Below are 19205 nucleotides of genomic sequence, written 5' to 3'. Positions count from 1 at the left end.
TATGAAACCTCTTACTATTATTCTCATTATCCTTTTAACTTCTTGTCAAAAGAAGCCTCAGATTACTACCAATCAAACAATTACCATAATTGATAACACAAAGACATCTCCTGTCATTAGTACAGAAACACCTATGCAGAAGACTACTCAAGAACCTGAAAAAGAATCTCACAGTGATAGTATCATCAGGGCAACCAAAGCCAAATATGGAGAGGATTTTGATGGGTATCAGAGGGCTTTACGCCAACATATACTCAACCAAAAAAAAGATAATTATTTAAAAAAAAGTATCTTACAAGAGTTTTACATTCGTGGCATGCTTATTGCTACTTCTGATAGTATCCAGATAGAACTCCCTTTTGACCTACATGGATTTGATTGTGGAGCGCCTGACGGATATACTACTTGGGTACGTTTTAGCTTGCCAAGGAAAAAAGAGAGGGTAGTCTTTCCTAAGAAATTACCTTTTGAGGAGGAACAAACGGGCTTTGAAGAATATCACTTCAAAGACACTTACGAGCTGGTAGAGGCTACAATGAAACACGTTATCTATCACTGTCCTAAGCATAAACGGACCTTAGTTCTTTTCTATGATAGAAGGGCTTCGGGCTTCAATACCAATGCTTTTTACTTTGTAGAGGTTAACCGAAAACAACTTAATGGGAGAAATATCTATAGGGTAGTAGAAGAGTATAACCATAGGAAAAATGAAAATGAACAAATCTTTCCTTATACCTGTACTAAACTAAACACAACGGAGTACGAAAGTTTCATCGACTGATAAAGACACAAATTACTGTACCTTTTTGAAAAAACTATCTATTTTCATAGCTCTTATAGTCTTTTTTTGGTGCCAGTTGCTACTGGCACAAGACACTTTACGTACTAAAGTGATTGAAAACGACTCCTTAAAAGCAAAAGATGACACCCTCTACAAAAAAATAGAACTAAAAACACAGAAGAACAAATTTACTCAAAAAATTCATGAACTTCTTTTCTCTTCAATAAAAGAGGACATACCTTCTGCTCCTATACAGAAAAAGGAGAAACGTCCGTGGAAGCCTTTTCAAGGAAAGATCATTCGTAAAATCTATATAGATACTTATGATCCTTTAGGTTATGATGAACGAGACAATTCCAAGCAACCTGACAAATGGGAACGATTAGGGAATGTTTTCCATAACAAAACAAAAAATAAAGTAATCAAACGGTTACTTCTTTTCAATAACAACATGCCTTTAGATTCTACTAAGGTTACAGAAACTGAGCGAGTATTACGCAGCCAATATTACATACGTAGGGTACGCATTATCCCCTTACCTACCCAAAGTAAGGACTCAGTAGATATAAGTGTATCTATATTAGATAGCTGGAGCCTATATGCTGATGCAGATGGTTCATTAAAACATGGGACAATAAGAGTATTTGAACGGAACTTTTTAGGATATGGACATCAAGTTTCTGCTCGATATAGCCAAGAATTCTCAGGAAATGCACGCCCAAGTTTTGGTTTTGACTATGAAATTCCCAATATTTATGCCAGTACACTTAATACTGCTATAGGCTATTCTTTTGATTTTGACAAACATTACTACAAATACTGGTCACTTACTCGCCCATATTACTCTATATATACACGTTGGGCAGGAGGAATTAATGTATATTCACGTACTTTTGAGGATACTATATTAAAAAGTGATTCCTTATATCATCAAAATTTTAAAATAGCTGGAAAAGGAGTATGGGGGAGTGTGTCTTTTCCTATCTTAAAAAAATATACCCCTACCAACCATATCACAAAATTAGTCTTATCCTTACGGCATTATCAGATAGACTATCTCAAGGCTCCTTCCTCCTTTTTAGATGAACATCATTTTTACTCAAGCAGAGATATATTTTTAGCCTCTATAGGGATTAACTACTTTGGATATGAACAGGATAGGTATATTTTTCGTCATCGAGACATAGAAGATATCCCCATAGGGAAATCCCTGACTTTCCTCTGGGGAGCACAACAGAAACTCGGAAAAATGGAACCCTATCTAGGAGGAAAGATAATGTATGCAGATTATTTTTCTTTAGGTTATTTTTCCGGAGATGTACAGTTAGGAAGTTTTTTTTCTAACAAAGATTACAAACAAACAACCCTCAAATGGGAATTTACTTATTTTTCTCCATTATTCCATTTAGGAAAATGGAACTTCAGACAGTTTGGCAAATGGCGATCTGTAATTGGTCTCTCTCGTATAGATTATGTAAAAGATCGTATAACCTTGAATGGACGCACAGGTATTATGGGCTTTGATAGTCCCACACTCTCAGGTACACATAAGTCTATTTTCACAGCACAAACTCAATCTTATTCACCCTTTTCCATATGGGGATTCCGTGTAAGCCCTTTTCTGACAACAGATGTAGGATTCATTGGAGAACCTTCCACTTCCTTTTTTAAGGATCAAGTATTCACTAAATTTGGTATTGGTTTCTATATCACCAATGACTATATTCCTTTGGGAAATTTCCAATTCTCTTTCATTTTTATGCCAAGAGTACCTGGAGTAGGCAACGGTATACAGAAGTTTATGGGTATTGGAAACACAGATTTCAGGCTCCCAAACTTTAACTATAGTGTCCCTGAACTTATCCGCTATGAGTAACCTTATATTATAACTTAATTAATAAGGAATTATAAATATAAAAGTACCTTCTCTAGAAAAAGAAAAGGTACTCTAATAAAATCAAAGATATGTACTAAAACTTCTATTTCTTATCTTTCTTAAGGGAAGTTTTATCTTTTTTTTCAGAATGAGGTCTTTCCCTCTTTTCGAGATGCTCAGGACGTGGAAGAAGTGCTTTACGAGATACTCGAGTCTTCTTAGTTTTAGGATCTATACCAAGATATTTCACCTCAATAATATCACCCTCTTTAAGCACATCAGAAGGTTTTTCTACTCGTTCCCATGCTATTTCTGAAACATGTAAAAGAGAATCCTTACCAGGAACGAATTCCACAAAAGCACCAAAGTCAACCAAACGCGCTACTCTTACCTTATAGATTTCTCCTTCTACAGGTTCAAAAGACACATGATATACAGCATCTACAGCCTCTTGGATACCTTCAGTATCAGTACCTAAGATTTCCACTATACCCAATTCACCTAATTCTTCTACTACAATAGTCGTTTTAGTACGTTCTTGTAAGTCTTGGATATTCTTACCTCCAGTTCCAATAAAGGCTCCAATATATTCTTTAGGCATCTCAAGACGAATAATCTTAGGTGCATGTGGTTTTACGGTTGGATTAGGTACGGCTATAGTATCGGTAATTTTACCTAAAATGTACATACGTCCCTCTCGAGCCTGTTCTAAAGCTTTCTCAAGAATCTCATAGGTAAGCCCTTTAATCTTGATATCCATTTGACAAGCTGTAATTCCATCCTTTGTTCCTGTCACCTTAAAATCCATATCTCCTAAATGATCCTCATCCCCCAAAATATCAGAAAGTACTGCATATTTATCACCATCAGTAATAAGCCCCATTGCGATACCTGATACAGGTTTCTTCATTTGAATACCTGCATCCATCAGAGCCAAAGTACCTGCACATACTGTTGCCATGGAGGAAGATCCATTAGATTCCAAAATTTCAGAAACTACTCTTACAGTATAAGGGCAATCCTCTGGAATCATACGCTTAAGAGCTCGTTGTGCTAAATTACCATGTCCTATCTCACGACGAGAAGTTCCTCTGAGTGGACGCGCTTCTCCTGTAGAAAAAGGAGGGAAATTATAATGTAAATAGAAACGTTCTTCGCTCTGTTCAGATGGAATATCTATAACATTAGCCTCACGTGAAGTTCCCAAAGTTACAGTAGCAAGTGCTTGTGTTTCTCCACGGGTAAAAATAGAAGAACCATGAGGAGAGGGAAGGTAGCCTACCTCACACCATATAGGACGTATCTGTTTGGTATTTCTACCATCCAAACGAATATCTTCATTAAGGATAAGGTTACGAACAGCTTCCTTTTGTGCTTTAGAAAAATATTTATTCACTAAAGCGCTATATTCTTCCAATTCTTCTTCAGTAAATAGAGCCTTACACTCTTCCTTTACAGCATCAAACTTGTCATTACGCTCATGCTTGGTAGTATTCTCCTTAGCAATGGCATAGCACTTATCATAGCAAAAATCATATATTTTCTGAGCAACCTCTTTATTCTCCTGAGGTACTTCATAAGCTCGGAGAACCTTCCCTACCTTAGCCTTTAAACGCTCTTGAGCTTCTATCTGTGTTTTGATTGCTTCATGTGCAAAACGAATAGCATCTGCCATATCCTTTTCAGAAACCTCATCCATTTCTCCTTCTACCATAGCGACGAACTCTTTAGAGGCACCTACCATAATATCCATATCAGATTGAGTAAGTTCTTTAGCATTAGGATTTATAACAAATTGTCCATTAATACGTCCTACACGTACTTCAGAGATAGGACCATCAAAAGGAATATCAGAAACTGCCAAACATGCAGAAGCAGCAAGTCCTGCCAAGGCATCAGGCATTACATTTTCATCATGAGACATTAATTGAATCATTACCTGTACTTCACAGTAATATTCTTCAGGAAACAAGGGACGTAGCACTCTATCTACCAAGCGCATGGTAAGTATTTCCTGATCACTAGGACGTGACTCTCTTTTAAAAAATCCACCCGGAAAGCGTCCTGCTGCCGCAAATTTCTCACGGTAATCTACCGTAAGTGGAAGAAAGTCAACTCCTTCTCCAGGTTCTTTATTGGCAACTACGGTTGCCAAGAGCATTGCATTACCCATCCGTACCACTACAGCACCATCTGCCTGCTTAGCCAATTTACCTGTTTCAATGGAAATAGTACGTCCATCGCCAAGTTCAATGATTTCTTTTTTTACTTCTGGAATCATAATTTTTTTTTATTAAAATGAAACAAATAGTGTTGTGTTGTATTACGTCTATCCCAATGAAAAACTACTTTTCAAGATTGTAATGGCTTCTTTTCATAAAAAAAGGGGCAAAAAGCCCCTCTTGTTCAATAACAAAACTACTTTCGGATACCTAATTCCTTAATAATAGTACGATATCTTTCAATATCTTTTTCTTTTAGATAATCTAGTAAACGCCTACGCTTACCTACAAGTCTTACTAAAGAGCGCTGTGTATTATAATCCTTACGATTAATACGCATGTGCTCTGTTAAATGATTGATACGGTGCGTAAATAGAGCGATTTGTCCTTCAGCAGATCCTGTATTAGTTTCACTGCCTCCATGCTTTTTAAAAATTTCAGCTTTAATTTCTTTTGTTAGATACATTCCAATATTATTTAAATGATTATTATGTATTTTAAATCGGCGGCAAAGTTAATATATTTTTTTTTTACACACAACATTTATGAGAAAAAAAACTATCCACTAATTATGATCAATAATTATCTCTTACTTAATCATCATCCTATTCTTCTTCTTCCTCTTCTAACTCATCATCATAATTATCATTATAGCTATCCTCCTCTTCTTCCTCTTCTATTATAGGAGGAATCATTTTAGAAGCCTCTCTCCTAGGTTTAAAAGTAATTTCATCTTCCTTCGGCATTTCTATAGCTCCCTCTCCATAATACGCATCTTCCTCATCTTCTTCATAATAGCGTTCCATAGAACTAGCCAATCGAGTACTTACCTTCACTAAATAAATAGTATCCTCTGTACGTACTTCAAGAGCCTCTACTGTCTCATTTTTGGCATTTTTAAATTTGATCACATCATGGTCTTGGTAACCCTCAGGATACTTCTCCACTAAGAGAGCTAAAATGTCTTTAGTCAATTTTTTGTAATCAACAATAGCTCTTTTCATTATTTCCTAAATATTTTTATTGTTTTAAGTGGGGCAAAATTAAGCGAAAAAAATGAGTATCAAATAATCTCACAAGTTAAAAAAAAGTTATTTTTACACTTATTATTAACATTTTATAACTATTCAACTTATTTACACCAATCAATTTAACATAATTATTGAAGCATCTGCCATAGCTTATCTTTTAACTGTATAATCCCTTGTTGTGCCACAGATGAAATAAACAAATAAGGAATATTCAAAGAAGATTTCTCAAGTTCTTTCATCATCAGATTTCGAAGTTCCTCATCTAATAAATCAGCTTTTGAGATAGCAAGAATTCGTTGTTTATCTAGAAGTTCCGGATTATATTTTTCTAGTTCAGAAAGTAAAATATAATATTCCTCTACAATATCTTTACTATCAGAGGACACTAAAAATAACAACACTGAATTACGCTCTATATGCCGCAGAAAATAATATCCTAATCCTTTTCCTTGAGAAGCTCCTTCTATAATACCTGGAATATCAGCTATAATAAAAGAATGATAATCACGATATTGAACTATTCCTAAATTAGGTTTCAAGGTAGTGAAAGGATAGTCTGCTATCTTAGGTTTAGAAGAAGTTAATACCGAAAGTAAAGTAGATTTTCCTGCATTAGGGAAACCTACTAAGCCTACATCAGCAAGGACTTTCAATTCTAATAATAACTCTCTTTCCTCACCTTGTAAACCAGGTTGTGCATAACGAGGTGTTTGATTGATAGAGGTGCGAAAATGCCAGTTTCCTAAACCTCCTTTTCCACCCTTTAAAGCTATTTTCTCCTCTTTATCTTCAGTAATCTCAAAAAGAGATTCTCCAGTAAGAGCATCCTTGATAATAGTCCCTAAAGGCACCTCTAAATATACACTCTCTCCATCGGCACCTGTACTGCGATTGGCACCGCCATCACCACCGTGCTCTGCTCTAAAATGCTGTTGAAATTTAAAATGAATAAGTGTCCAAAGATTTTTATTTCCACGAATAACTACATTACCACCTTGTCCACCATCTCCTCCATCAGGTCCCCCTTTTTCTATGAATTTTTCTCTATGCAAATGTGCAGAACCCTTTCCTCCATTGCCTGATCGGACATATACTTTTACATAATCTGTGAAATTTCCTTCTGTCATAGTGATTTGATATTAGTATCATTCTTATAAGAACTCTAACAATAAAAAAAGCTATTAATATTATATTGAGTAATGTTAATTAACCATTAATCATTCACCATTCATTATTATTTTTGTATCTTTGCTTTTTAATTAAAATAGTTCAGTAATGAAAGTAGCTGTAGTTATGGGAAGCCAAAGTGACCTTCCTATTATGCAAGAGGCCATTGATTTCTTAAAAGAGAGACAAATCCCTATTTTAGTAGATATTGTCTCTGCTCACCGTACCCCAGAAAAACTCATTTCTTTTGGGAAAACTGCCCACACAAAAGGGATTGATGTAATTATTGCAGGAGCAGGAGGTGCTGCCCACCTGCCAGGAATGTTAGCTGCTGTTACACCTATTCCTGTAATTGGGGTACCTATCAAAAGTCGAAATTCTATTGATGGTTGGGATTCAGTACTCTCTATCTTACAAATGCCTGCAGGTGTTCCCGTAGCTACTGTTGCTCTCAATGGTGCTAAGAATGCGGGTATCCTCGCTGCCCAAATCTTAGGTGTCGCCCATAAAGAGATCCAAGAGAAAATCATCCTCTACAAAAAATCCTTAGAAGAAGCAGTATTAAAAGGAGCGGAGCAGGTAAATAATAGATAATACGTAAAATATTCTTATCTTTCTAAGATACAATGGATATGCCCTATACTAATACACAATTTTTCCCACATACTCACTGGCACAACTTTACTTTTTAATTTTTTTACCTAATCAAATAGGGTATATAAATAAATCCTAATACTGCTACCACAGCAAAAAATATCATGGTAACTGCTCCTGCAGCTACATCTTTTATCTCTCCTATTTTAACATGAAAATCAGGATGAACAAAGTCACATAATTTTTCTAACCCTGTATTAAGCCCCTCTATAGCTAATAGAACTCCAAAAGCTAATAGCTGAAACATCCATTCAGTAAAAGTAATCTTAAAAAATATCCCTAAACCTATAAAAAGCACAAAACCAATACTATGAGTAATAATAGCATCCTCCGTACGAACTAATAACCAAAAACCTTGCAAAGCATAACGAGTGCTTTTCACACGCCCAACTATAAATTTTTTCATTGTTATTCTACTTTGTATTTTCTTATCACTTTCATCCTCTGAAATTAGCAATTGTAAAAACATATTTATATCAAACAATAGCATGTATAAACACTCTTAACACTAAGTGCTCTATGATGCTATGAAGCTATCTTATTAAAAAGTCTACCCTCCCACTCGCTTTACCTTAAATCCTTTTTCTTTCAGGAAATCCATTATTTTATCTCGATAATCTCCCTGAATAATAATTTTCTCATCTTTTACAGCCCCTCCCACTCCTAAGCGGACTTTGAGTTCCTTAGCTAATATTTTGAAATCGGCATCGGCACCTGTATAGCCCTCAATAAGGGTAATGGGTTTACCCTTGCGCTTTTCGTATTTACACAAAAGAGGGTTGTCCTGTAGCCAGATATTAGAGGTAGGTTCTCCGGGAAGTATTTCCTCCTTATGGTCAGGGAAGAGTTTTTGGAGTTGTTCTCTTAGCATCTTATTTTCTTTTTAGCACCTTCTCTACTGCTTTGAGGATACCCTCTTTGTCAAGGCCGTACTTTTGCATCAGTTGGGATGGAGTACCACTTTCCCCGAAAGTATCATTGACTGCTACCAACTCTTGTGGTACGGGATAGTGTTGCACCAGTATACGAGCTACGCTCTCACCTAAACCACCATAATAATTATGTTCTTCACAAGTTACAACTGCTTTAGTTTTCTTTACAGAGTTTAGAATAATTTCTTCATCTAATGGCTTAATAGTATGAATATCTATTACTTCTGCTGAGATACCTCTTTGTTCCAAGACCTCACAAGCCAAGAGTGCTTCCCATACTAAATGTCCTGTAGCAATAATAGTTACATCATTCCCTTCATTGAGCAAGATACCCTTTCCTATCTCAAAGGTTTGGTCTGCAGGGGTAAAGTTAGGTACAGCAGGACGTCCAAAACGCAGATACACAGGTCCTACATAGTCCGCAATGGCAAGGGTAGCCGCTTCGGTTTGATTATAATCACAAGGGTTAATAACCACCATATTAGGCAACATCTTCATCAGCCCAATATCTTCTAATATTTGATGAGTAGCACCGTCCTCACCGAGAGTGAGTCCTGCATGGGAGGCACAAATTTTTACATTTTTGTTAGAATAAGCAATAGACTGACGTATTTGGTCATACACACGTCCTGTGGAAAAAGCGGCAAAGGTACCTGTAAAAGGAATTTTTCCTCCTATGGTAAGCCCTGCTGCAATTCCCATCATATTAGCTTCAGCAATGCCTATTTGAAAGAAACGGGTAGGATTTTCTTCAATAAATTTTTCCATTTTCAACGAACCTACTAAGTCCGCACAAAGAGCCACTACATTAGGATTTTTACGTCCCAGCTCGGCAAGTCCCGCCCCAAAACCACTTCGGGTGTCTTTCTTGCCTGTATCGGTATATTTTTTCATCAGATACTATTTTTAATGTTTTTATTTTTCTTCTTAAACCTATCTATAAGCTCTACAAAAAGAAGACTCAATAGCATAAAAGGAACGGTGATCACCCTAAGCAGTGGGCGCACCATTTTTCCTATAAGGGTCTCTTTTACTTTAAACTCCCCATGATACAAGCTATCTCGCCTATAATAGTTGGCAAATCGCCTTGTTTTGAGCAGCTCTGCTATCAAAGGTTTGGCAGGCGTATACTGATGGGTAATGCCTAATGCATCTATAGCATAAGCCACTACAAACAGAGTTTCTTTAAGAGCAAACTCCTTTTGGACAAAGGGCAATAAGGAGTCCAACTGAGAAGGAGGGGTAAGCCAAATGGTCATGGTTTGTATCGTTTCTTTTTGTACATCGGAGATAAAATTGGCTGCTTTTATATACTGCCAACATTCTTGTAATACAATGGGTTCTGCCTCATTCTCCTTTGTAATAGGATAATCTTCTTCCTCTATATCATCCCAATCATAAAAATCGGCCTGCTTGGCTGCTTTTTCATAAGCCTTGAGAAAAGAGTCCAAGCTCCTGAATGTTGGGGCAAACACCGCCTCATCGTGCCTTACGATTACCACTTTGCCTTTTAGGAAACCTGTGGTATAGATAGCCATACAATCACTCTCTTGGTTGGAGAACAGGGGCAGTAGCTCAAAGCCAAGGTCGTACTGTGCTATCCACTGAAGGATTTCCTCACGCTCGTTGTCGTCCATGAGAATAACGCCTCCACGAGGTTTGAAATACTGTAGAGGTTGTGAGTTTATCCCTTTTGTTTCCAGCAAAGTTATCAGTTTCATAGTACTTGCTATCAGAGCGCAAAGATACTATTTTTAATTCTATTAGACAAAAAAACTTTGTCAACCTTGATTTAGGCTGACAAAGTTTATGAAAAATGTGAAAAGGATCAACTACCAAGTAAAGGAAAGTCCTCCTATAATGTTTCTTCCTACCCCTGGAATAAAGTTTGTCTTATCATCTGGTACAGGTTTAGGTGTAAGTCTTGCAGGAGGGGGTGTAACCTCAGCCTGGATAAGATAGCTGGAGGCATATACCTTATCGGCTAAGTTGTTACCTTGTAAGAAGAATGTCCATTGTCCTTTCTTATATCCAATACGTGCCCCTACAAGGCTGTAAGGATCTTGATAAAGAGTATTCTTGTGGTCAATTGGGGTCTTTACAGGAAGCGATTCGAGGTTCACTTCGGCAAAGATACCTATTGGATGCTTATAGGTAAGTGCTCCAAAGACGTAATGCGTAGGAATTCCTGCAATTTGGTTGTCCTTAAGCTCGCCACCGTCAAAGAAGAAGTCGCTATAGTTATAATTGACTGAAATAGTAAAAGAATCCTCCTTAGAAGAAAAAATATTTGTCAAAAATATAGATTTCAAACCTGCTTCTACTCCTCTGTGTATAGTTCTATAAGGGGTATTCACTGTATTTCCTCCTACGCCAACACTTCCATCAGCAATGGTGAAAATTTCATCTTTCACCCAAGAGTGATAAGCACTTACATTCCAAACGAGGGCTTGTCCAATATTTCCTTTGGTACCAAGCTCCACAGTAGATGCTTTTTGTGCCTTTAGGTCAGAGATAGTAATAGTAGTAGGTCCTGAATTCACGTTGGAACTATTGCTATAAACCACAGGAGGTACGGGAGGACGGTTTGGATTAGGCGTTGCACTTCCTGTAAGTCGTACGATCTCTAAGAATGTAGGTGGTTCATAGCTACGAGAGAAATTAGCAAAGACCTGTGCACGATCCGTTAGCTTGTAGATAACCCCCACCTTAGGATTTATCGCACTGTAAGAGAAATCACCTGTGACAGGTGTAACTGCATTGGGATTAGGTAATGCGCGTGCCTGCAAGCCATTAGGTGTTACAAAAAGGAATGGGCGCTTAGCTCCTGTAAACTTATCCTCTACCTTACGGGTATCATAGCTCCCTTGTATACTTACATTGGCTAAGAAGGAAGTCGTAATCTTGTAAGTATCAGAAACATAAACTATAGCATGGTTAGCAGTCAGATCCTGTTTGGCAAAGAGTGCTCCGAAATTACCGCGATCGTTGTGGAAGCGAGATTGGTGCATAAGACCTTGACTGTACTGCAATCCAAGAGTAAAATCATTCTTCTCTGTAGTATTAGTGTAAGAGAGGCGTACCCCATAGTCATTATTGAAATCCTGACGAATACCATTGGCAATAGGATAAGTGAAAGCATCATCGGCATATTGATAGTAGAGAGTTGCTAATAAAAAGTTATTATCATTTATCTGATAGGCAAATTTGGTTCCAAAACGTGCAATCTTACTACTTCTATTTGGTTTATCTCGAAGCACATTAGGACCAAATGCATAAGGGAATGTTTGCTTAGGGGCTTTATTAATTTGTTTACTATCTGTCTCCATTTGATAGCGAGTGAGGGGCCCCGGTATATCAAAATAGAGATCAGTGAAAGATGCATAAAGGCGTGCCTCAAACTTATCGGTGAATTTGCGACCTACATTGAGCAAGGCATTAAAGCGCTTAGAGCTATTATAGGTACGATAACCATCACTATGGGTATAAGAGGATGCTACGAAGAGATCATTTCTCCCTGATGAAAACCCTGAAGAAATACTACTATTAAAATAATTAAAACTACCTGCTTCCATCTTTACACTCAAAGGAGAAGCATTATAGCCATTTTTAGTTACAAAATTCATAGCACCTCCCAAAGTAGCCCCTCCATGTTCTAAAGCATTGGCACCACGATATATCTCTACTAAATTACTTACTTGGGGTTCCAGTACACCAATGATATAAGAACCATCAGCAAAGTTAATAGGGATTCCATCTTGAGAGAGTGCCACCCCACGAGATTGAGGATTGCTCTGGATACCTGAACCACGGATATTGAGTCGTGGTTGGTCATTCCCACCGAAAAAATCCTGAATAATAATTCCAGGTTCTCTTTGGAGTGCATCCTTGAGCGTTTGGGAACGTTGAGTAGTAAGATCTTTGAGATCAGCTAAGTTAGTCCCTCCTGCTATCTTGTCTAATTTCATCTTTGCCAACCCCACGGAGTTAGCTACAAGGCTTGGATTATCAGAGATTATCACAGGTTGCAATTCCACCACCTTTGAAATATCCTCTTGAATATGTTTCAAGATTGTTTCCACATAGGTAACTCTATTCTCATTATTTTGGAGTACTACTGAGAATTCAATAGTAGTATATCCTTCCTTACTTACCTGCAAGGTAGGATGTTCTTCTTGCAGTTCTAAAGAGTAATTCCCTCCCTTATCTGTAAATACATAAGTACCTGTTAAAATATCTTTAACAGAAGCCTCTTTTATAGGAAGTTTGTTTTCATCCAGGACTTTCCCTTTAATCTTGTATGTTTGTGCATACAATGACATTCCACACAAAAATGTAAAAATGAATAATAAATTTCTTTGAAAAATCATATATAATATTTTTATTTAGACTGTTGCAAAATTACAAATGTTTTTCATTATTTTATAGGTTTCAATAATAAATATATTTTTAACTATTCTACTTTACTATTATCATCCATTACACAAAATAAATGAGAGAATAATATTTATTTATATTTGTTATTCATTTATCTTTGTTATAGTTTCTGATATTCTTTTACATATAAAAAGATATTCTCGTCATTTTTATACTTAAAAACTTATTTTATGTTTGTGATTATAAAAAAATTGATTACATTTGCTACTTAGATTTTTTCATAAAATGAAAACACTATTAAAATCCGTAACTATCATAGACAGAGATAGTTCCTTTCATAAGAAGACACAAGATATTCTTATAGAGAATGGGGCTATCATCCAGATTGCTCATGAGATTGCTCCTTCAGAGGATTGTGATGTTATTTCTAATTGTTATATATCACAAGGGTGGGCGGATAGTAGTGTGAGTTTTGGAGAACCTGGTTATGAAGAACGGGAAACCTTAGTTCATGGAGTACAGGTTGCCTCTGAGAGTGGTTTTACACAAATAATACTTAATCCTACAACACATCCTATTACTGAAACCCGTAGTCAAATTAGCTACTTAAAAACGGCTACAGAAGGAGCTATAACACAAGTTTTCCCTATAGGAGCTCTCACCACAGAGAGTAAAGGAGAATATTTAGCTGAACTTTATGATATGCAAAGGGCTGGAGCTATTGCCTTTGGAGACTATAAGAGATGTATTCCTCAAGCAAACTTGTTAAAGATAGCCCTACAATACACACAACCTTTTGGAGGAATTGTTATCTCTTTCCCTTGTGATTCTTCCATTATGGGAAAGGGAGTCGTAAATGAACATATAAATTCCACACGATTAGGGCTTAAAGGAATTCCTGCTTTAGCAGAGGAAATTATTGTTGCACGAGATTTATCTATTTTAGAGTATGCAGGAGGAAAGCTTCATATACCTACTATATCTACAGCACAATCGGTAGCCCTTATCGCTCAAGCTAAAGAAAAAGGATTAGATGTAACCTGCAGTGTTGCCCTACATAATCTGCATTTTACAGATAATACACTTGACAACTTCAATACCAATTACAAAGTCCTTCCTCCTTTGCGTGATAAGGCACAGGTAGAGGCCTTACATAAAGGAGTAGAAAATGGAACTATTGATATGGTAACCACAGATCATTATCCGCTTGATATTGAATGTAAAGCTAAAGAATTTGACCTTGCAGATTTTGGCACCATAGGCTTAGAGGCAGCTTTTGGTATCCTTATCCAACACTTTTCTTTAGAAAAAGTAATTGAAATGCTCACTAAAGCAAAAAAAAGATTTTTCCTTCCCTCCTCTCCTATCAAAGTGGGAGCTAAAGCAGATATTACTCTCTTTAATATAGATGGAGAAACTACTTTTTCTACAGAAATGATCCGCTCTTCTTCTAAAAATTGTGCTTTTATTGGTGAAAAATGCAAAGGAAATGTCCTTGGTGTTATCACTGAAAGAGGTAAATGGTTTAAAGGAGAGCAATAAATACAGATAATTGTACTTAAGAATACTTAAAATCCTAACAAAAAACAAACACAAAATACTAATTACCTATATTCAATTAATACAGGCATACAATTAAGTTCTACAATTTTTATTCTCACCTACCAAAATGAAAGGTTTTTCTTTGAACTATTTGGTAAGGCCTGCTATTATAGAGCAGGAAAATGGTAAATCACCTGCCATTTTTATGTTACATGGTTATGGTCAAAATAAAGAGGAATTTTTTTCTATAGCCAACGAACTCCCAGAGGAGTATATTGTTATTTCTATCCAAGCTCCATATGGGTTATCAGAAACACAATTTTTTTGGTATGCCATAGAACTTGCCTCTTCCCAGTGGTGTGACATTGTTCAAGCACAAGCTACTCAAAATAAACTTTTGACTTTTATCAATCAGTCTTGTGAAAGGTTTAATATCGATATGAAGAATATTACACTTTTAGGATTCGACCAAGGAGGAATTTTGAGCCTTTCTATAGCCATTTCTTTCCCTGAAAAGGTTCAGCGTGTAGTGGCTATTAACAGCTTTATAGATAAAAAACTCCTCAACTTTGGTTACCAAAAGAACAATTTCGAAAACCTAAAAATATGTCTACTACATGGTTTTTCCAATGAATTGATTCCTTTAGAGTGGGCTGAAGAAACTATCAATTTTCTCAAGAATTTGCACATTCCATATTCTTATCAAACATTTGCCTCTGGACATGTCTTTTCTGCTGAGATGTTCTATGCAGTTAAGACATGGATAGAAAAAGAATAACTATTTATGTATATGTAACCCACACTCTTTATTGGTTTTGCTCTCCCACCACCAACGACCATCACGAAAATCCTCACCTTCCCTAATAGCACGGGTGCAGGGAGCGCAGCCAATACTAGGATAACCCTTATCATGCAAAGGATTATAGGGTATTCCATTTTTACGAAGAAAAGACAGTACCTGTTCCGTTCTCCAATGTAATAGCAAATGTACTTTTATAATATGGTTTGTTTCATCCCATTCTACCATTTTCATTTGCTCGCGGTTAGCAGATTGCTCTGCCCTGAGCCCTGTAATCCAAACCTTATTCCCTGCTAATGCTCGTTTAAGGGGTTCTACTTTACGGATATGACAGCATGCTTGTCTCAAAGGTACTGAATTATAGAAAGCATTAACACCATTATCCTTTACATATCTCTCTATTGCTTTGGCATCAGGATAATAAGGAGTAATCTCTGTATGATAATATTCATTTGTATTTTCCCACGTCGTATAGGTTTCATAAAATAATCTACCTGTATCTAAGGTAAATATTTCCACAGGGATTTTATTTTTAAGAATAAAGTCAGTAATAACCTGATCCTCCATTCCAAAACTAGTAGAGAAAACCACCTTATGTGGGTATCTCTTTATAAGTAATTCAAGGATCTCTTTCTCTGTAAGTTTCTCTATTTCAGTAAGTAAAGTTGCTATTTCTATTTCCATTCAGTTTCTTTTTGTTAGCAATGGCAAAAGTATAAAAAATAATTTGACAAATTACTTTCATTCCTGCAAAATCTTTGTAAATTTGCAAAAAATTTCATACAATAGATGGTACCTTTATTCATAAGTACTCCCGAATTGTTTTTTGTTCTCTTTGTGGCTGTATTGCTTTTTGGTACAGATAAAATTCCAGAAATAGCTCGTACCTTAGGCAAGGGAATGCGCCAATTAAGAGATGCTACTTCTGAAATTAAGAATGAAATCAATAAAAGTGTAGAGAAAGCAGGGGTAGATACCTCTTTAATTGATGAAGTAAAAGAAGAGGTAGAAAAAGCAAAAGAAGGATTAGAAGACCCCTTTGGAAGCATCAAGCGAAACAAATAAATGTCATTTTATAAGATTTTAAATTAATTAGAAAAAGGGACTTTTAATCAATCCCTTTTTTTAATATCCTTTCCAAAAGATAATAATATCTAAACAATTAGAACTATGGCTAAAACAGACAAAGAGACTCCTCTAATGAAACAGTATAATCAGATAAAGGCTAAATACCCTGATGCTTTATTACTTTTCAGAGTAGGAGATTTCTATGAAACTTTCAAAGAAGATGCTATCAAAACCTCACAAGTATTGGGAATTGTTCTTACCAACCGAAATAATGGAGGAGAACAAACGGAACTAGCAGGATTTCCATATCATTCTCTTAATAGTTATCTCCCTAAATTAGTCAAAGCAGGATTTCGTGTGGCTATTTGTGATCAACTAGAAGATCCTAAACTTACCAAAACTATCGTAAAACGAGGAGTTACAGAATTAGTAACTCCCGGTGTTGCTCTAAATGACGATATCCTTCAAGCTAATAAGAATAATTTTTTAGCATCGGTTTGGTTAGATACTACTAATAATGGTATTTCCTTCTTAGATATCTCCACAGGAGAATACTACCTTGCCGAAGGAGACAATGCCTATATTGATAAACTTCTACAAAACTTCCAGCCTAACGAAATACTTATTGCTAAGAAACAGCGAAAAGAATTTGAGACATGCTTCGGAACTCATTTTCATTGCTTTGGATTAGAAGATTGGGTATATAAGGAAGATTTCGCTTACGACATTCTTACTAAACAATTTAACACCAATTCTCTCAAGGGATTTGCTATAGAAGATATGCATAATGGTATCCTAAGTGCTGGTGCTATTTTACATTATTTATCTGAAACACAACATCATCAATTACAACATATTATCACCATTAAGCGCATTATGAATGGTGAATATGTATGGCTGGACAAATTCACCATTCGAAATCTTGAAATCTATAGTGGACAAAGCACAGAATCAGTATCTTTATTAGATATTATTGACAAAACATTATCCCCCATGGGAAGTCGTACTCTAAAACGATGGCTTGCTCTTCCCTTGACCTCTTTATCTCAAATACAAAACAGACATCAAGTAGTAGCTACTTTCGTAGAAAACAATGAGATTCGCCAAAAAGTACGTGATCATCTTAAAAAAGTAAATGATATAGAACGCTTGCTTTCTAAAATAGCAACAGGAAAAATTACTCCACGAGAAGTTATCTATCTTAAAAATTCTCTTACAGCTATCCTTCCTGTCAAAAAACTTGCTATGGAATCCAATAGCTCATACCTAAATTCTTTAGGAAAACAAATTCACAATTTGCAAGACTTATGCGATAGAATAGAAGAAACTTTAAATGAAGAAGCTCCTGTAAATATTTTAAAGGGAAATGTTATTAGAGAGAATTTCTCCACAGAACTGGATGAGTTGAGAAATCTTTCTGTATCGGGGAGGACTTATCTTGACCAGATGCTTGAACGTGAAATAAAAAACACTCATATTTCTTCCTTAAAAATTGATAATAATAATGTATTTGGGTACTATTTTGAGGTACGCAATGTTCACAAGGACAAAGTCCCTGATCATTGGATTCGTAAGCAGACCCTTGTAAACGCTGAACGGTATATTACCGAAGAGCTAAAAGAATATGAAGAAAAAATTACTCATGCTCAGGAGAGAATTACTATTTTAGAACAAGAATATTTTTCTAAACTTATTACTGAGATCATTCGCTATATTTCACCTATTCAGCAAACAGCCTCTATCATAGGTGAAATAGATACTCTTTGTGGATTTTCTACTTTAGCAATAGAAAATCATTATATCTGTCCAAAATTGGACGAATCATTCACTATCAATCTTAAACAGGCTCGCCATCCTGTCATTGAGAAACAACTTCCTCCTACTCAACCTTATATAGCTAATGATATTTATTTGGACAATGATTCACAGCAGATTATGATGATTACAGGACCTAATATGAGTGGTAAGTCTGCTTTATTACGACAAGTAGCTCTCATAGTTCTTATGACACAGATAGGTAGTTTTGTCCCAGCCTCTGAAGCACAAATAGGGATTGTGGATAAGATTTTCACCCGAGTGGGAGCTAGTGATAATATCTCTCAAGGAGAATCTACCTTCATGGTGGAGATGAATGAGGCTGCTCTTATCCTAAATAACTTATCACAACGAAGTCTTATTCTTTTAGATGAAATAGGTAGAGGCACCAGTACCTATGATGGTATTTCCATTGCTTGGGCTATTGCTGAATACTTACACGAGCATCCTACTCATGCAAAAACCCTCTTTGCCACTCACTATCATGAGTTAAATGAAATGCAAAATGAATTCTCTCGTATAAAAAATTTCTCTGTTTCGGTAAAAGAGGTCAAAGGAAGCATTCTGTTCCTTCGAAAACTTGTAGAAGGAGGAAGTGAACACAGTTTTGGTATTCATGTAGCCAAAATGGCAGGAATGCCTCAATATGTAATAGAGAAAGCTAATAATGTGCTAAAGAAATTAGAAAATAGTCATCAATTAGAAAGTAATAAAGAACAATTAACCAATAAAGAAGGAATGCAATTAAGTTTTTTTCAGTTAGATGATCCTCTTTTGGAAAACATAAAACAGCAAATAATGAACACCAATCTTGATAATCTCACTCCTATAGAAGCATTGATGAAACTTAATAATATTAAAAGAATGCTTGAAAAAAAGTAAAATTACTTTTTTTACTATAAAATAGTGGCTGTTTAAAATAAAATTATTACTTTTGTGCG

At 36.0% G+C, this 19205-nt stretch carries 17 protein-coding genes; 7 read left to right on the top strand and 10 right to left on the bottom strand.

All coding sequences use genetic code 11. The annotated features are described in order from the left end of the window. Position 1: 1 nt before the first annotated feature. Positions 2-781: a hypothetical protein gene (locus tag VJJ03_RS05480; protein ID WP_323974324.1), complete on the top strand. Its 780-nt coding sequence runs from the start codon at positions 2-4 to the stop codon at positions 779-781. A 25-nt stretch (positions 782-806) separates the two neighbouring features. Then, positions 807-2657: a hypothetical protein gene (locus VJJ03_RS05475; protein WP_323974322.1), complete on the top strand. Its 1851-nt coding sequence runs from the start codon at positions 807-809 to the stop codon at positions 2655-2657. A gap of 103 nt (positions 2658-2760) precedes the next feature. Here the strand turns inward: VJJ03_RS05475 and VJJ03_RS05470 are convergent, their stop codons facing one another. The 4 genes from VJJ03_RS05470 to obgE all read right to left on the bottom strand — a co-directional run bounded on the left by VJJ03_RS05470 (position 2761) and on the right by obgE (position 7037). Next, positions 2761-4938 carry a polyribonucleotide nucleotidyltransferase gene (locus tag VJJ03_RS05470; protein ID WP_009745547.1) on the bottom strand — a complete coding sequence of 726 codons (2178 nt, stop codon included), beginning with the start codon at positions 4936-4938 and terminating at the stop codon, positions 2761-2763. 137 nt (positions 4939-5075) lie between these two features. Next, positions 5076-5345 (bottom strand): 30S ribosomal protein S15, encoded by a 270-nt coding sequence (gene rpsO, locus VJJ03_RS05465; protein WP_009745545.1) that lies wholly within the window; start codon positions 5343-5345, stop codon positions 5076-5078. 139 nt (positions 5346-5484) lie between these two features. Next, on the bottom strand, positions 5485-5883 hold the full coding sequence (locus tag VJJ03_RS05460; protein ID WP_009745544.1) for a hypothetical protein: 399 nt from the start codon (positions 5881-5883) through the stop codon (positions 5485-5487). Between the two features lie 155 nt (positions 5884-6038). Continuing rightward, complete coding sequence (obgE, locus tag VJJ03_RS05455; protein ID WP_009745543.1) at positions 6039-7037, bottom strand: GTPase ObgE; 999 nt, start codon at positions 7035-7037, stop codon at positions 6039-6041. A 148-nt stretch (positions 7038-7185) separates the two neighbouring features. On the opposite strand from obgE, the gene purE reads away from it, so the two are divergent. Further along, positions 7186-7671: a 5-(carboxyamino)imidazole ribonucleotide mutase gene (gene purE, locus VJJ03_RS05450; protein ID WP_009745542.1), complete on the top strand. Its 486-nt coding sequence runs from the start codon at positions 7186-7188 to the stop codon at positions 7669-7671. A 103-nt stretch (positions 7672-7774) separates the two neighbouring features. On the opposite strand, the gene VJJ03_RS05445 is transcribed toward purE, so the two are convergent. The 5 genes from VJJ03_RS05445 to VJJ03_RS05425 all read right to left on the bottom strand — a co-directional run bounded on the left by VJJ03_RS05445 (position 7775) and on the right by VJJ03_RS05425 (position 13033). Continuing rightward, positions 7775-8137, bottom strand: a complete 363-nt coding sequence (locus VJJ03_RS05445) for a diacylglycerol kinase (RefSeq protein ID WP_040358331.1) — start codon at positions 8135-8137, stop codon at positions 7775-7777. 144 nt (positions 8138-8281) lie between these two features. Next, positions 8282-8602 (bottom strand): translation initiation factor, encoded by a 321-nt coding sequence (locus tag VJJ03_RS05440; protein ID WP_009745540.1) that lies wholly within the window; start codon positions 8600-8602, stop codon positions 8282-8284. Position 8603: 1 nt separating this feature from the next. Next, a complete protein-coding gene (locus tag VJJ03_RS05435) occupies positions 8604-9557 on the bottom strand; it encodes a transketolase family protein (protein WP_009745539.1) in 954 nt (317 codons plus the stop codon). After that, positions 9557-10384, bottom strand: a complete 828-nt coding sequence (locus VJJ03_RS05430) for a hypothetical protein (protein ID WP_009745538.1) — start codon at positions 10382-10384, stop codon at positions 9557-9559. The genes VJJ03_RS05435 and VJJ03_RS05430 overlap by 1 nt, the downstream gene beginning before the upstream one ends. A gap of 111 nt (positions 10385-10495) precedes the next feature. Beyond that, positions 10496-13033, bottom strand: coding sequence for a TonB-dependent receptor domain-containing protein (locus tag VJJ03_RS05425; protein WP_323974316.1), 2538 nt, complete (start codon positions 13031-13033; stop codon positions 10496-10498). A gap of 292 nt (positions 13034-13325) precedes the next feature. On the opposite strand from VJJ03_RS05425, the gene VJJ03_RS05420 reads away from it, so the two are divergent. Further along, a complete protein-coding gene (locus VJJ03_RS05420) occupies positions 13326-14582 on the top strand; it encodes a dihydroorotase (protein ID WP_323974315.1) in 1257 nt (418 codons plus the stop codon). A gap of 127 nt (positions 14583-14709) precedes the next feature. Continuing rightward, a complete protein-coding gene (locus tag VJJ03_RS05415; protein ID WP_009745535.1) occupies positions 14710-15360 on the top strand; it encodes an alpha/beta hydrolase in 651 nt (216 codons plus the stop codon). On the opposite strand, the gene VJJ03_RS05410 is transcribed toward VJJ03_RS05415, so the two are convergent. Further along, positions 15361-16065 (bottom strand): phosphoadenylyl-sulfate reductase, encoded by a 705-nt coding sequence (locus VJJ03_RS05410; protein WP_323974311.1) that lies wholly within the window; start codon positions 16063-16065, stop codon positions 15361-15363. It abuts the gene before it with no gap. Positions 16066-16170: 105 nt separating this feature from the next. On the opposite strand from VJJ03_RS05410, the gene VJJ03_RS05405 reads away from it, so the two are divergent. Both VJJ03_RS05405 and mutS read left to right on the top strand, forming a co-directional pair. After that, positions 16171-16446, top strand: coding sequence for a Sec-independent protein translocase subunit TatA/TatB (locus VJJ03_RS05405; protein WP_009745532.1), 276 nt, complete (start codon positions 16171-16173; stop codon positions 16444-16446). Positions 16447-16551: 105 nt separating this feature from the next. Then, positions 16552-19146, top strand: a complete 2595-nt coding sequence (gene mutS / locus VJJ03_RS05400; RefSeq protein WP_323974308.1) for a DNA mismatch repair protein MutS — start codon at positions 16552-16554, stop codon at positions 19144-19146. Positions 19147-19205: the final 59 nt, after the last annotated feature.

The organism is Capnocytophaga sp. G2 (genome assembly GCF_035282625.1).
In the GTDB taxonomy this organism is placed as follows: domain Bacteria; phylum Bacteroidota; class Bacteroidia; order Flavobacteriales; family Flavobacteriaceae; genus Capnocytophaga.
Note: the sequence above shows the minus strand (reverse complement) of the source record. Positions and strands in the feature narration are given on the sequence as shown.

Coding starts and splice junctions, on each gene's coding strand:
- VJJ03_RS05480 (WP_323974324.1), top strand. CDS start 2: ATGAAACCTCTTACTATTATTCTCATTATCCTTTTAACTTCTTGTCAA.
- VJJ03_RS05470 (WP_009745547.1), bottom strand. CDS start 4,938: ATGATTCCAGAAGTAAAAAAAGAAATCATTGAACTTGGCGATGGACGT.
- rpsO (WP_009745545.1), bottom strand. CDS start 5,345: ATGTATCTAACAAAAGAAATTAAAGCTGAAATTTTTAAAAAGCATGGA.
- VJJ03_RS05460 (WP_009745544.1), bottom strand. CDS start 5,883: ATGAAAAGAGCTATTGTTGATTACAAAAAATTGACTAAAGACATTTTA.
- obgE (WP_009745543.1), bottom strand. CDS start 7,037: ATGACAGAAGGAAATTTCACAGATTATGTAAAAGTATATGTCCGATCA.
- purE (WP_009745542.1), top strand. CDS start 7,186: ATGAAAGTAGCTGTAGTTATGGGAAGCCAAAGTGACCTTCCTATTATG.
- VJJ03_RS05445 (WP_040358331.1), bottom strand. CDS start 8,137: ATGAAAAAATTTATAGTTGGGCGTGTGAAAAGCACTCGTTATGCTTTG.
- VJJ03_RS05440 (WP_009745540.1), bottom strand. CDS start 8,602: ATGCTAAGAGAACAACTCCAAAAACTCTTCCCTGACCATAAGGAGGAA.
- VJJ03_RS05435 (WP_009745539.1), bottom strand. CDS start 9,557: ATGAAAAAATATACCGATACAGGCAAGAAAGACACCCGAAGTGGTTTT.
- VJJ03_RS05430 (WP_009745538.1), bottom strand. CDS start 10,384: ATGAAACTGATAACTTTGCTGGAAACAAAAGGGATAAACTCACAACCT.
- VJJ03_RS05425 (WP_323974316.1), bottom strand. CDS start 13,033: ATGATTTTTCAAAGAAATTTATTATTCATTTTTACATTTTTGTGTGGA.
- VJJ03_RS05420 (WP_323974315.1), top strand. CDS start 13,326: ATGAAAACACTATTAAAATCCGTAACTATCATAGACAGAGATAGTTCC.
- VJJ03_RS05415 (WP_009745535.1), top strand. CDS start 14,710: ATGAAAGGTTTTTCTTTGAACTATTTGGTAAGGCCTGCTATTATAGAG.
- VJJ03_RS05410 (WP_323974311.1), bottom strand. CDS start 16,065: ATGGAAATAGAAATAGCAACTTTACTTACTGAAATAGAGAAACTTACA.
- VJJ03_RS05405 (WP_009745532.1), top strand. CDS start 16,171: ATGGTACCTTTATTCATAAGTACTCCCGAATTGTTTTTTGTTCTCTTT.
- mutS (WP_323974308.1), top strand. CDS start 16,552: ATGGCTAAAACAGACAAAGAGACTCCTCTAATGAAACAGTATAATCAG.